The 12606-nt window shown below is 54.0% G+C and carries 14 protein-coding genes and 1 pseudogene; 7 read left to right on the top strand and 8 right to left on the bottom strand.

Annotation, left to right across the window (positions count from 1 at the left end; translation table 11 throughout):
• The first annotated feature begins 118 nt into the window (after positions 1–118).
• Together putA and KE671_RS06160 are read left to right on the top strand one after the other, a co-directional pair.
• Positions 119–4081, top strand: coding sequence for a trifunctional transcriptional regulator/proline dehydrogenase/L-glutamate gamma-semialdehyde dehydrogenase (gene putA / locus KE671_RS06155; protein WP_206162182.1), 3963 nt, complete (start codon positions 119–121; stop codon positions 4079–4081).
• A gap of 59 nt (positions 4082–4140) precedes the next feature.
• A complete protein-coding gene (locus tag KE671_RS06160) occupies positions 4141–4536 on the top strand; it encodes a lysozyme inhibitor LprI family protein (RefSeq protein ID WP_206162769.1) in 396 nt (131 codons plus the stop codon).
• Here the strand turns inward: KE671_RS06160 and rutR are convergent.
• Together rutR and KE671_RS06170 are read right to left on the bottom strand one after the other, a co-directional pair.
• Positions 4533–5171 (bottom strand): HTH-type transcriptional regulator RutR, encoded by a 639-nt coding sequence (rutR, locus tag KE671_RS06165; protein WP_206162183.1) that lies wholly within the window; start codon positions 5169–5171, stop codon positions 4533–4535. The two genes, KE671_RS06160 and rutR, sit on opposite strands and share 4 nt — an antisense overlap.
• A gap of 164 nt (positions 5172–5335) precedes the next feature.
• Entirely contained in the window at positions 5336–5509 is a 174-nt protein-coding gene (locus KE671_RS06170) for a general stress protein (protein ID WP_012132907.1), read from the bottom strand.
• A gap of 403 nt (positions 5510–5912) precedes the next feature.
• On the opposite strand from KE671_RS06170, the gene wrbA reads away from it, so the two are divergent.
• The 3 genes from wrbA (at position 5913) to KE671_RS06185 (ending at position 7404) form a co-directional block, all read left to right on the top strand.
• On the top strand, positions 5913–6509 hold the full coding sequence (wrbA, locus tag KE671_RS06175; RefSeq protein WP_042319755.1) for an NAD(P)H:quinone oxidoreductase: 597 nt from the start codon (positions 5913–5915) through the stop codon (positions 6507–6509).
• A 20-nt stretch (positions 6510–6529) separates the two neighbouring features.
• Positions 6530–6757: a YccJ family protein gene (locus KE671_RS06180; RefSeq protein WP_042319758.1), complete on the top strand. Its 228-nt coding sequence runs from the start codon at positions 6530–6532 to the stop codon at positions 6755–6757.
• An 80-nt stretch (positions 6758–6837) separates the two neighbouring features.
• Positions 6838–7404: a transposase gene (locus KE671_RS06185; protein ID WP_206162184.1), complete on the top strand. Its 567-nt coding sequence runs from the start codon at positions 6838–6840 to the stop codon at positions 7402–7404.
• A 118-nt stretch (positions 7405–7522) separates the two neighbouring features.
• On the opposite strand, the gene KE671_RS06190 is transcribed toward KE671_RS06185, so the two are convergent.
• Both KE671_RS06190 and KE671_RS06195 read right to left on the bottom strand, forming a co-directional pair.
• On the bottom strand, positions 7523–7957 hold the full coding sequence (locus KE671_RS06190; protein WP_206162185.1) for a DUF3828 domain-containing protein: 435 nt from the start codon (positions 7955–7957) through the stop codon (positions 7523–7525).
• 1 nt (position 7958) lies between these two features.
• Entirely contained in the window at positions 7959–8321 is a 363-nt protein-coding gene (locus tag KE671_RS06195) for a CHAP domain-containing protein (protein WP_206162186.1), read from the bottom strand.
• 182 nt (positions 8322–8503) lie between these two features.
• On the opposite strand from KE671_RS06195, the gene KE671_RS22965 reads away from it, so the two are divergent.
• A complete protein-coding gene (locus tag KE671_RS22965) occupies positions 8504–8731 on the top strand; it encodes a hypothetical protein (RefSeq protein WP_349291235.1) in 228 nt (75 codons plus the stop codon).
• A 135-nt stretch (positions 8732–8866) separates the two neighbouring features.
• Positions 8867–9121, top strand: a pseudogene (locus KE671_RS22785) (IS4 family transposase); the annotation flags it as partial.
• 47 nt (positions 9122–9168) lie between these two features.
• Here the strand turns inward: KE671_RS22785 and agp are convergent.
• The 4 genes from agp to KE671_RS06220 form a co-directional block, all read right to left on the bottom strand.
• Positions 9169–10410 carry a bifunctional glucose-1-phosphatase/inositol phosphatase gene (gene agp, locus KE671_RS06205; RefSeq protein WP_206162187.1) on the bottom strand — a complete coding sequence of 414 codons (1242 nt, stop codon included), beginning with the start codon at positions 10408–10410 and terminating at the stop codon, positions 9169–9171.
• Positions 10411–10496: 86 nt separating this feature from the next.
• Positions 10497–11204 (bottom strand): ArsR/SmtB family transcription factor, encoded by a 708-nt coding sequence (locus tag KE671_RS06210; protein WP_206162188.1) that lies wholly within the window; start codon positions 11202–11204, stop codon positions 10497–10499.
• A gap of 49 nt (positions 11205–11253) precedes the next feature.
• The gene (locus KE671_RS06215) at positions 11254–12012 is read right to left on the bottom strand and encodes a sulfite exporter TauE/SafE family protein (RefSeq protein WP_206162189.1); all 759 of its coding nucleotides are present in this window, start codon (positions 12010–12012) and stop codon (positions 11254–11256) included.
• Positions 12013–12098: 86 nt separating this feature from the next.
• A complete protein-coding gene (locus tag KE671_RS06220) occupies positions 12099–12587 on the bottom strand; it encodes a hypothetical protein (protein WP_206162190.1) in 489 nt (162 codons plus the stop codon).
• Positions 12588–12606 lie beyond the last annotated feature (19 nt).

Below are 12606 nucleotides of genomic sequence, written 5' to 3' on the forward strand. Positions count from 1 at the left end.
ATTCATTTTTAAGCTTGTCGTACAGGTCACATTTAACGTGGTTGCACAAAGTTGCAACATAGTAGATATTTCTCGATAACCACACGCAGTACATTACCGAACAACAGGAGCAGATGGCATGGGAACCACCACGATGGGGGTTAAACTGGATGACGCAACGCGCGAGCGTATTAAGTCAGCGGCAACGCGAATTGATCGCACCCCGCACTGGTTGATAAAGCAGGCAATCTTTAATTACCTGGAAAAGCTGGAAAACGATGACGCGCTGCCAGAACTTCCTGCGCTATTAGCCGGAGCCGCCAACGAAGGCGAGGACGCCACGGCGCCGCAGGAAGAGAACCATCAGCCTTTCCTGGAGTTTGCTGAACAGATCCTCCCGCAGTCGGTTTCGCGTTCCGCTATTACCGCCGCGTACCGCCGCTCAGAAACCGACGCGGTTTCGATGCTGATGGAACAAGCGCGTCTGCCGGAACCGATAGCCGAACAGGCCCATAAGCTGGCTTACCAGCTGGCGGATAAACTGCGTAATCAGAAAACGGCCAGCGGCCGTGCCGGTATGGTGCAGGGTCTGCTACAGGAGTTCTCTCTCTCTTCGCAGGAAGGGGTGGCGTTGATGTGCCTGGCTGAAGCGCTGCTGCGTATTCCGGATAAGGCCACGCGCGATGCCTTAATCCGCGACAAAATCAGCAACGGTAACTGGCAGTCGCACATTGGTCGTAGCCCATCGCTGTTCGTCAACGCAGCGACCTGGGGACTGCTGTTTACTGGTCGTCTGGTCTCTACCCATAACGAAGCAAACCTTTCGCGCTCCCTGAACCGCATTATCGGTAAGAGCGGCGAGCCGCTGATCCGTAAAGGCGTCGATATGGCGATGCGTCTGATGGGCGAACAGTTCGTCACCGGGGAAACCATTGCCGAAGCGCTGGCGAATGCCCGTAAGCTGGAAGATAAAGGCTTTCGCTACTCTTACGATATGCTGGGTGAAGCCGCGCTGACCGCGGCCGATGCGCAGGCCTATATGGTCTCCTACCAGCAGGCGATCCATGCGATTGGTAAAGCGTCGAATGGACGCGGGATCTATGAAGGCCCGGGGATCTCCATCAAGCTTTCCGCCCTGCATCCACGTTACAGCCGCGCCCAGTACGATCGGGTAATGGACGAACTCTATCCGCGCCTGAAGTCGTTGACGCTGCTGGCACGCCAGTATGACATCGGCATTAATATTGATGCCGAAGAGGCCGACCGTCTGGAGATCTCCCTCGATCTGCTGGAAAAACTGTGCTTCGAACCTGAACTGGCTGGCTGGAACGGTATTGGTTTCGTCATTCAGGCGTACCAGAAACGCTGCCCGTTTGTTATCGATTACCTGATTGACCTCGCCACCCGTAGCCGTCGTCGTCTGATGATCCGTCTGGTGAAAGGCGCCTACTGGGACAGCGAGATCAAACGCGCCCAGATGGAGGGTCTTGAAGGTTATCCGGTTTATACCCGCAAGGTCTACACAGATGTCTCTTATCTCGCCTGTGCGAAGAAACTGCTCGCCGTACCGAACCTGATTTACCCGCAGTTTGCGACCCATAACGCCCATACCCTGGCCGCCATTTATCATCTGGCCGGGCAGAATTATTATCCGGGACAGTATGAGTTCCAGTGCCTGCACGGAATGGGGGAACCACTGTACGAACAGGTCACCGGTAAAGTTGCGGATGGCAAACTGAACCGCCCGTGCCGCATTTATGCACCGGTCGGTACGCATGAAACGCTGCTGGCGTATCTGGTACGTCGTCTGCTGGAAAACGGGGCGAACACCTCCTTTGTTAACCGCATCGCGGATACTACGCTGCCGCTGGACGAACTGGTGGCCGATCCGGTCGAAGCCGTCGAGAAACTGGCACAACAGGAAGGTCAGACCGGCTTGCCGCATCCAAAAATTCCTCTGCCACGCGATCTGTACGGCAAAGGCCGCGATAACTCCGCCGGTCTGGATCTGTCCAACGAACATCGTCTGGCCTCACTCTCCTCTGCCCTGCTCAACAGCGCGCTGCAAAAATGGCGGGCGCTGCCGATGCTCGAGGCTCCGGTTAGCGAAGGTGAATTGAGCCCGGTGGTCAACCCGGCAGAACCGAAAGACATCGTTGGCTACGTCCGTGAAGCCAGTGAAAGTGAAGTGGAACAGGCGCTGCAAAGTGCGGTGAACAACGCGCCTATCTGGTTTGCGACCCCGCCGCAAGAGCGTGCCGCCATCCTTCATCGCGCAGCCGTGCTGATGGAAGGCCAGATGCAACAGCTGATCGGCATTCTGGTACGCGAAGCGGGTAAGAGCTTCGCCAACGCCATTGCCGAAGTGCGCGAAGCGGTAGACTTCCTGCATTATTACGCCGGTCAGGTGCGTGACGATTTTGATAATGAGACCCATCGTCCGCTCGGCCCGGTTGTCTGTATAAGCCCGTGGAACTTCCCGCTGGCAATTTTCACCGGACAAATTGCCGCCGCGCTGGCTGCCGGCAACAGCGTACTGGCAAAACCCGCGGAACAAACGCCGCTTATTGCAGCCCAGGGCATTGCCATCTTGCTGGAAGCTGGCGTACCGCCGGGCGTGGTGCAACTGCTGCCTGGCCGGGGTGAAACGGTAGGCGCGCAGTTGACCTCCGACAGTCGCGTGCGCGGCGTCATGTTTACCGGTTCGACAGAGGTGGCGACGCTGCTGCAACGTAACATCGCAACACGACTGGATGCACAGGGTCGTCCGATTCCGCTGATCGCTGAAACGGGTGGCCTGAACGCGATGATCGTTGACTCGTCCGCCCTCACGGAACAGGTGGTGGTGGACGTGATGTCCTCGGCGTTTGACAGCGCCGGACAGCGCTGTTCCGCACTGCGCGTGCTCTGTCTACAGGATGATATCGCCGACCATACGCTGAAAATGCTGCGTGGCGCGATGGCTGAATGTCGGATGGGCAACCCGGGGCGTCTGACGACTGATATTGGTCCGGTAATCGACAGTGAAGCTAAATCCAATATTGAACAGCATATTCAGGCTATGCGGGCGAAAGGTCGCCCCGTGTTCCAGGCGGCGCGTGAAAACAGTGAGGATGTTCGTGAATGGCAGAGCGGCACATTCGTTGCGCCGACGCTGGTCGAACTGGAAAGCATTGATGAGCTGCAAAAAGAAGTCTTCGGCCCGGTTCTGCACGTCGTTCGCTACAACCGCAACAACCTGGAGGCGCTGATTGCCCAAATCAACGCTTCCGGCTACGGTCTGACGCTGGGCGTTCACACCCGCATTGATGAAACCATTGCTCAGGTCACCGGTTCGGCGCACGTGGGCAACCTGTACGTTAACCGTAATATGGTGGGCGCAGTCGTCGGCGTACAGCCGTTCGGCGGCGAAGGACTCTCGGGCACCGGTCCGAAAGCCGGTGGGCCGCTCTATCTCTACCGTCTGCTGGCAAACCGTCCGGAAAATGCGCTGTCTGTCACTCTGGCGCGTCAGGATGCGGACTATCCGGTGGATGCTCAACTCAAAGCCGCGCTGATCCAGCCGCTGGAAGCGCTCAGCGAGTGGGCTGTCGATCGCCCTGTGTTGCGTCAACTTTGTCAGCAGTTTGGCGAACTGGCGCAGGCCGGTACGCAGCGTCTGCTGCCGGGTCCTACCGGGGAACGAAACACCTGGACATTGTTACCACGTGAGCGCGTATTGTGTATCGCTGAAGATGAACAGGATGCGCTGGTGCAACTTGCCGCCGTCACTTCGGTCGGTAGTCTGATTTTGTGGCCAGACGATGCCTTCCATCGTGACCTGGCGAAACGTCTGCCAGCAGCCGTTTCCGCCCGCATTACGTTTGCGAAAACCGATAGCCTGACAGCACAGCCGTATGATGCGGTGATCTTCCACGGGGACTCCGATCAGCTTCGCGCCTTGTGTGAAGCGGTGGCAGCCCGCGAAGGCGCGATTGTCTCGGTGCAAGGTTTCGCCCGCGGTGAAAGCAATATACTGCTGGAACGACTCTACGTTGAGCGCTCGTTGAGCGTGAACACGGCAGCCGCCGGAGGTAACGCAAGCCTGATGACAATTGGCTAAGGCTGTGGTTAATTAAGGCTCCGGAAACGGGGCCTTTTTTTATGGATCCAGAGGGAATGATGAAACGAATACTATTCACCTGGGCTGCGCTGTTGCTCAGCGGTCAGGCGCTGGCCGACGATTGCACAAATGCCAGCACGCAAGCGGAAATGAATACCTGCGCTGTCACCCAGTATCAGGCGGCAGACAAAGCATTGAATGAAACGTATCAGAATGCGCTGAAGCGCGCAGCTCCGCCCCAACAGGAACTGCTGAAAAAGGCGCAGACCGCATGGATAGCCATGCGCGATGCCGACTGCGCGCTCATCAGCTCTGGTACCGAGGGCGGTAGCGCTCAGGCGATGATCGCTAATCAGTGTCTGGCGGATAAAACCGCCGAACGGGAAGCGTTTCTCGCTTCACTGCTTCAGTGTGAAGAAGGCGATATGAGCTGCCCGTTACCACCAGCCAATTAACGGACGCGAATTCCCTCAATAATCATGCGCTGAACGTTTTCAACCGTTTGATTAAAAAAGGTTTCATCACGCAGCGTTGCGCCCGTTACCGCCTCAACCTGAGGCGCAAAATCGGCGTAATGCTGTGTTGAAGCCCAAATCATAAAGATCAAATGGTGGGGATCGATCGGCGCCAGTTTGCCACTTTTCACCCAACCGGCAATCAGTGCGGACTTTTCATCAATCAGCGCTTTCAGATCGCCGGCCAGTTCATCCATCAACAGCGGTGCACCGGCCAGCATCTCCATGCAAAAAAGACGTGAAGCCTGTGGGTAGTCCCGGGACACTTCCAGCTTCAGCCGTATGTACTCTTCAATGGCGGCAAGCGGCGCAAAATCTTCCCGAAACGCCTTTAAGGGTGCCAGCCAGATATCCAGAATCTGTCGCATCACGGCGATATACAACGCCTCTTTTGACGGGTAGTAATAAAGGAGATTGGTTTTGGAGACGCCGGCCTGTTCGGCAATTTGTTCAATGCGAGTGCCGTGAAAGCCATATTGTGAAAACGCATTTAATGCGGCGGTCAGAATGGCTTCGCGTTTCGCGCTGACCGCCCGCGAGCGTTTGCCCGTTTTTTTCTCCGCACGTTGAACCATGCCCTTCTCCTTGTTCCGTGAATCTGGCAGTGGCGCATAGTCTGCGGGGCGTTTCATTTCAGTTCAACCTGACAGATAAAAAAAACCGCCGGATGATCCGGCGGCGCTGGCGTCATCACACAATATGAGAGTGCAATGGGTGATAACGTTCAGGGATGGCAGGGTTAGCTGTTACGGTTACCGTGGCTACTTTTGCCCCCTTTCTTTCCGGCTTCAGAGGCACGCTGCGGGTCATTCTTGAAGTTGCCCCCACTGTGCTGGCCACCTTTACGACCTGCTTCTGATGCTCTTTCACGGTCTTCGGCAAAATTGCCGGAGCCGCCTCGATGGTTTGCCATTACTGACCTCCGTCATTGATTAGACATCATATTGCATAGGTGTCGGGGTGTATCCCCTCGCAGCATATGAACCATGTCATAATGATTACTGCGTGACACTAAGCATAGTGAACACAGCCCGTGGAGAAGTGGATTCGTAACATTCTGTAATATCTTTGCCCGCGTATGGCTCTAATGCCGAATACAAGCCGCATAATTGTTTCTTATGACAAAAGAAAGCCTGAACGGAAAAAATGTTTCATGATAATTCAGAGCGCACCGTTGGCGTGGAGACGCGTAATTTCATGATGAAATTTATTATAAATCAAAGAAATGTTTCTAAGGCTTGCACTCTCGTCGACACGACTTATCTTTAAATAAGTGCAGCAATGAGCTGCTTTCGTTAAACCGAGGAGTAGTACAAATGGCAAAAGTTCTGGTGCTTTATTATTCCATGTACGGACACATCGAAACGATGGCACATGCGGTGGCAGAAGGAGCGAGCAAAGTGAACGGCGCGGAGGTCACCATCAAACGCGTACCAGAAACGATGCAGGCGGAAATCTTCGCTAAAGCGGGCGGTAAAACACAAAATGCCCCCGTCGCAACCCCGCAGGAACTGGCTGATTATGACGCCATTATTTTTGGTACGCCAACGCGTTTTGGCAATATGTCAGGTCAGATGCGTACCTTCCTGGATCAGACGGGCGGGTTGTGGGCGTCCGGCGCGCTGTATGGCAAACTCGCCAGCGTTTTCAGTTCTACCGGGACAGGCGGCGGCCAGGAACAAACGATTACGTCCACATGGACTACACTTGCCCATCATGGGATGGTGATTGTGCCCATCGGCTACGCCGCGCAGGAACTGTTTGATGTATCGCAGGTTCGCGGGGGTACGCCTTATGGTGCAACGACCATTGCCGGTGGTGACGGTTCACGCCAGCCAAGTCAGGAAGAGCTTTCTATCGCACGTTATCAGGGCGAATACGTTGCCGGTCTGGCAGTGAAGCTCAACGGCTAATCTTCAACGGGAGGATAAGAATGCCAACTCAAGAAGCGAAGGCTCATCACGTCGGTGAGTGGGCAAGTCTGCGCAATACATCGCCGGAAATAGCCGAAGCCATATTTGAAGTTGCCGGATATGACGAGAAGCTGGCAGAAAAAATTTGGGAAGAAGGCAGCGATGAGGTGCTCATCAAAGCCTTTGATAAGACAGATAAAGATGCGCTCTTCTGGGGCGAACAGACCATCGAACGTAAAAACGTTTAATCCGTCAATTCCCCCGCTTGCGCGGGGGAATCCCCAGTAATGAGCGGGTAAAAAGCAAGATTAAGCGCATCGATCGCCTTTTGGGCAATGACGCTTTACACCGCAATATTCCCGCTATTTTTCATAACATTACCCGGCTTCTGAGCCGTGACCTTACGTTGTGCGTCATTGCCGTTGACTGGAACGGCCACCCCTCTCAGGCATTCCACGTTCTGCCTGCCAGTCTGATCTGCGACGGGCATTCAATACCGCACCTGAGCCAGGTTGCTCCCTCATCCCGACAGCAATACGTTCAGGTGCATAAGGATTTTCTGGACGCGCTTGCAGCCGCCATTTCTCCGGATAAAAAAGTCATCATCATTACTGAAGCCGGTTTCCAGAGCGCCTGGTTCCGACATGTCCGCTCGCTGGGCTGGGATTTTATTGGCCGGATACGGGGAAACATCCAGTTCCGGTTAGCCTGTCTTCCGGAAATATGGGTAAAACTGAAGATGCTGAAACCCAGTAGTAAAGCAAAATATCTCGGAGCAGGAACGCTGGTCAGGGCTGAATATGGGCGCTGTGAGGGGCATTTATATCCTCATCAATATGAGGTGAAGTATACAGACCATAAGGACCCGAATGACAAATCGCGAATCTGGCGATAATTAAATTTATGGATGTAGCCACCCACGGGTCGCTTTTTGTTATTTCCGCAAATCCCATCGTTAACGCTCACTATGTGCCGTGTCGTTAAATCCAGCAGTGGGATTTGCAGAGGGTGGTTTAGTTAAAATCGCGGGCTGCGACAGATTGCACTTTCCAGGCTCCGTCTTCTTTGACCATGCAATCAATTACGGTATGCGGTTTTTTTTTGCCAAACGTGATATTCACATTCACGCAAACAGGGTCTGAATAATAAGAGGTGATAACGACATTATCCGGCCAATCATCGTCGATATATTGTGATTTAAGAAAAAAGTCCGCTTCATAAAATTCGTCTTCTGCGTAGCGCGGATCGTCTGCATGACGTAGTTTTTTCATCGTTCCGGCGGTAACAAATTGATCGATTTCATCCCCCTTCTTGATGGGATAGTGATCATTGTTTACCTGTTTTATATACCAGCGGTTGAATTCAAGGGCTCGCTGCATCGGGATCTGCATGTTCTCAACCCCCATAGCTGTGGCACTGAAAAACAAAAGAAAGGCAATTTTTTTCATATTAGTCGTGTCTGTATATGGTTACTGCAGGTTGTAATTGGCGATACGCTGGACCCGGGTACATTGTTCTTTGCTTGAAATCTGAATACCAGGTTCCGGCGCCATCGTAAATGCATACATGCCCATACTGATTAGGGCCGGGCAAAGCATCAATAACAGCAACATCACCAGCTATCGGGGTGCCATATACCTTAGTGAATCCTGCCTTTTCCAGAGAACGCCCGAAATTCTTTGCATTAGCCCCTTCAATTTTCACTCCTCCCGCACGAATGGCTGCCGCAACAGCGCGTGCGCAATAGTGGGTTGTTTGGGGTTGGGCGTGGTTACGGGCATATGAAACGGCTTCACTTTTATTCCATGGCATAAAAATTTCCTTATTGGCTTAACAGTTTGCAAGGGAAACATTACGCCGATAAGTTGCGTGGTTTTGTAACTAATTGCGACTCATGATAAACCACTATCTATATAATAAATAATGGATTATCGACTAATCAATAAATATTATGCCCGCCTTATTCAGTGAATGGCTGGGCGTGGCGCGTTCACATGGAAGAAACAAAAGGACCGCAGCACAACGCGGAAATTCTGCAGTTCTGGAAAGACATTAAGCGCAGCGGTATCAAAGATGATGAAACGCTCTGGTGTGCTGCGTTCGTTGGCGCAATACTGGAACGCGCTGGCGTTAAATCGACCCGCTACGAGCCTGCAAAATCCTATCTCGAATGGGGTAACACCCTGCAAACTCCGGCGCACTCGGTTGTATTGCGGTTCTGACCCGCGACAGCGGCGGCCATGCTGGGTTTGTGGTTGGTCGTGCGCCTAACGGTTATTTGATGCTGCTGGGTGGCAACCAAAACGATCAGGTGTGTATTCGTTCGTTTGCGCCGTCTCGCGTTACGGGTTATCGCTGGCCCGGTGGTGTGCCTGAGCCTGCTGGTAACCCTGGCGACAATAGTGATGTGACTGTTGGGTTATCATGCTGAAAATAAAGGATTACATCTGAGATATCAGGCGAACAGCCTGAAGTCGAGAAGAGTTATATCGTATCTGACATTAGCGGAGAATATCCTTAGACATTCTCCGCTTGTTTTAAAACGAACAGTGCTGAGCACTGTTCTAACCCGCCTCGCCAGAGCCTACCGAAGTATGGTGCTGGTTTATTAGCGCTGAGTTTGTGGGGAGCCCTCAGCGCCGACGCGGGGGAATCTTACTTATTTCGCCGCCTCATTCAACAGCGCGTCAAACTTGTCGATTGGACAGAAACCGTTCGCATCAATCGGACACCCTTTCAGCTCCAGCGTCACTCGTTGCGCCGGTGCTTTCAGTGTCAGCACATCCGCATTACGAAGCTGATCTGAACTCTGATATACATACTCAATTTTCATCAGATCGCGGTTGGCTTTACTGTCATGCCAGCGCTGGAAGACTATTTTGCCGCCAATTGGCGTGCGTTCGTTCTGATCATGCAACTGATAAGGTTTGAACTCCAGTGCGGTGAGCAGCGAAGCGATGTTGGAGTCATGCCCCACCAGCACGGTGATTTTCGGTGCTTTCGTCTGATCGGTCACCAGCGTTTTGTCGATGTATTTCACCAGCGGTTTCGCAACATTACGCGCGACTTCCGGAGAGGTAAACAGGCTGTCCTGGTAGCCATTTTTCAGCTTCGACAACACCTTCCACTGCTGATCGGATTTAATTTCGCCCCAGGCCACCTGATCCATCGGGAACCCTTCGTAGTATTGCAGCGTGAAGGCGTCCACCAGCGAGTTACCCACTTTTAGCGGTCCGGAGACGCCCGGCTCCTGTTCATAATTCGCGCTGAAGGTATCTTTGGCCTCAGTCAGAGAACACTGCTGTTTTTCTTTGCACGACGGCGAGTCTTTGTAATTGATCAGCTGCTCCAGCAACTTGTAGCTGTCATCAAGTTGCATCTGGCTGCGCTCTTTTTCCATCGCCTGTACGGCTTTCTCACGGAAGGCCGCAGAATCATCAGTGATCACCGGGTTAAAGGTCGGGTCCATGGTACCCATTTTTTCCTGGTGATGTACCGGGACATCACAGCCCGGGAACGCGCCGGTGATAAAGAACTGAGCGGTCGCAACCGTGCGCTGCAAACTGTTGGCATAGGTATAGACCGTATCCGGTGCCGGGCACTCGCCGGATTTCACCATCCCCTGCTCTGCCAGCCATTCACGCATGTAATGGCCCATATACACTTCGAGCACACCGCCTTTGGTGGTGAGTTGTCCGCCCGGCACATCCCATTCAGGCCACTTATTCGGAGTGGACTGCTCCAGCACGCTGCCATTATTGGCCAACGGCGCACGTAAGTTGTGTCGACTCATCATCAATACTTGCTGTAGCTGATAGCCTTCCGGCGCGGTTTGCGCCTGCGCGGCAGAAGACAGCATTACAACCCCTGCCACAGCGGCGGCAATTAACGATTTGTTCATCCCTACGACCTCGTGTTGTTATTCGTCATTCATAAGTGTGACAGATATATGACACTTTTCCGGGAACGAGACCGCAAAATGGGGATTCAGCGCATTACATTGATGCCAAATATTATCTGCAGCTTGCGGATCCCGGACGGCGTGAAGGTCACGTGGCGGCTTCCCGGCGCTGTTTTGATCCACCGCTGCTCGTGAAGCCTGGTCAATAATGCTGCGCCGAGTACTCCCCCCAGATGATAACGTCGCTCGCTCCAGTCCAGACAGCCGCAGCTAAATTTGCGCCGTGATGCGCCAACCTGGACCACGACGCCCAGTTCCGCCAGTTTCTCCTCACCCAGAGGCGTCAGCGTTTCACCGTCCGCCGTCAGCCATTGCCGGGCAATCAGCGTATCAAACAATTTCACCGCCACTTCTCCCGCCAGATGATCATAGCAGGTCCGTGCGTGACGCAAACTCAGCGGCGTGGTGATTTTGCGCGACACCGTGGATGCCCAGGCAACACCCATCAGGCGCTCCAGTAGTTCGGCAATGTCAGCGCTTGCGAGGCGAAAATAGCGGTGGCGCCCCTGGGCGAGGGACACCACGAACCGCTGCTCGCACAGACGGGCCAGGTGCGCACTGGCGGTAGAGGCCGACACATCCGCCACCGCGCTCAGTTCCGTCGCTGTCCATGCCCGACCATCCATCAGCGCACACAGCATCCGGGATCGCGATTTGTCCGCCATCACCGCCGCCGTCAGCGCCATTCGCGATTCCAGTTCGCCGTCTTCTTCCTCTACGACTATTGACGTCATACAGACCTCTCAGACTCGGGGAGGATTTAACCATGGCACGATTTCGTCATTACGTCACAGCACGGAGCATCATTTCGATACTCAGCCCCATCAGACAAAACAGAAAACATCGTTTAAACACGACTGGCGAGATAACCCGCCGGATACGGGTGCCAGCCCATTGTCCAATCAGCGCCGGAACGATGGCGAATGCCGATAAGTGCAGAGACTGCACGGGGAGCGCGCCATGCCACCATAATCCAAGTGCTAACGCCAGCGTGGAAAAAGTAAAAGAGATACCGAGCGCCTGAACCAGTTCATCCTTCTCAAAGCCCAGCGACTGGATCCACGGCACCGCCGGCATCACAAAGACGCCTGTCCCGCCGGTCAACAGCCCCGTGGCGAATCCGACGACCAGGGAGAGCGGTTTTTCACGCTGCGGTGCGACCGCGATCCGTTTTCCTGCCAGAGTCCAGATCGCATACACCATCAGCGCCAGCCCCAGCGCAAACTGCGTACGGTCGGTGTCGCCGCCGGCGATCCAGACGCTGGCCAACAGTGTAGCAATTACCACCGTTAGCAGCATCGGCCATAGCCGTTTGAGCAACATCCGGGTATTTCCGCCACCACCGAACTGAAACAAATTGCCGATCAGCGAAGGCAACAGCAGCATAGCAGCCGCCGCAACCGGTGAGATCAGCGAGCCGAGGATCCCCATCGCCACGGTAGGCAACCCCATGCCGGTGACGCCTTTGACCATCCCCGCAAGGACAAAAGTTAAGGCAACCATCACGACCTGCTCGGTGTCGAATGCAAAATGAAGGGTCATGCTTCAGAGTCCTGTGAAGAGAAGATGACCCATCCTGAATGCCCGCGACGATGCTTGCTTCGTCAGCGAACGAAATATGCTTTCAGCTATTCAGAGATAATGACTTCATGGCGGATGTTACGCGCGCAATAGGCTGTCCCATCTTTGAGATACAATTCCTGAAAACGGCTATTATCCATCGGTTGCTGCAGTCGCGAACGCTCGGTATCGACGAACTCTTTTTGCACACGGTAATGCACCGCATCCTGCGTCTCAAAAGAGATATATTCGCGAGTGGCGTAGGGCTTATGCTTCAGTTTGACATAGACAATGTACTGTACCGTGCTGAACGTCAGCCCGGTTCGTACGGCAATTTCCTTCATGGTCAGCGGTTCATCGGATTCATACAGCGCCTGTATCTGTTGAATTCTCGTCTGGTTATACGCCGATACGCGCAGGCTGAGTTTCAGCCGGTAAGCCATATTGCGCACCGCTGTCACATTGGTACCCAACATCTGCGCAATGTGCTGCGTCGAGAGGACGCCCGCGTTTTCACGCAGGAGAGCCAGGCTCTCGTCGTTCCAGATAAATGCCATCAGCGGTATCCCTCCACCG

Origin of the sequence: Citrobacter amalonaticus (assembly GCF_018252635.1) — a bacterium.
GTDB classification, from domain to species: domain Bacteria; phylum Pseudomonadota; class Gammaproteobacteria; order Enterobacterales; family Enterobacteriaceae; genus Citrobacter_A; species Citrobacter_A amalonaticus_E.

Excerpts from the sequence above, each read along its gene's own strand:
- putA (WP_206162182.1), top strand. The coding sequence starts at position 119 with ATGGGAACCACCACGATGGGGGTTAAACTGGATGACGCAACGCGCGAG.
- KE671_RS06160 (WP_206162769.1), top strand. The coding sequence starts at position 4,141 with ATGAAACGAATACTATTCACCTGGGCTGCGCTGTTGCTCAGCGGTCAG.
- rutR (WP_206162183.1), bottom strand. The coding sequence starts at position 5,171 with ATGGTTCAACGTGCGGAGAAAAAAACGGGCAAACGCTCGCGGGCGGTC.
- KE671_RS06170 (WP_012132907.1), bottom strand. The coding sequence starts at position 5,509 with ATGGCAAACCATCGAGGCGGCTCCGGCAATTTTGCCGAAGACCGTGAA.
- wrbA (WP_042319755.1), top strand. The coding sequence starts at position 5,913 with ATGGCAAAAGTTCTGGTGCTTTATTATTCCATGTACGGACACATCGAA.
- KE671_RS06180 (WP_042319758.1), top strand. The coding sequence starts at position 6,530 with ATGCCAACTCAAGAAGCGAAGGCTCATCACGTCGGTGAGTGGGCAAGT.
- KE671_RS06190 (WP_206162185.1), bottom strand. The coding sequence starts at position 7,957 with ATGAAAAAAATTGCCTTTCTTTTGTTTTTCAGTGCCACAGCTATGGGG.
- KE671_RS06195 (WP_206162186.1), bottom strand. The coding sequence starts at position 8,321 with ATGCCATGGAATAAAAGTGAAGCCGTTTCATATGCCCGTAACCACGCC.
- KE671_RS22965 (WP_349291235.1), top strand. The coding sequence starts at position 8,504 with ATGGAAGAAACAAAAGGACCGCAGCACAACGCGGAAATTCTGCAGTTC.
- agp (WP_206162187.1), bottom strand. The coding sequence starts at position 10,410 with ATGAACAAATCGTTAATTGCCGCCGCTGTGGCAGGGGTTGTAATGCTG.
- KE671_RS06210 (WP_206162188.1), bottom strand. The coding sequence starts at position 11,204 with ATGACGTCAATAGTCGTAGAGGAAGAAGACGGCGAACTGGAATCGCGA.
- KE671_RS06215 (WP_206162189.1), bottom strand. The coding sequence starts at position 12,012 with ATGACCCTTCATTTTGCATTCGACACCGAGCAGGTCGTGATGGTTGCC.
- KE671_RS06220 (WP_206162190.1), bottom strand. The coding sequence starts at position 12,587 with ATGGCATTTATCTGGAACGACGAGAGCCTGGCTCTCCTGCGTGAAAAC.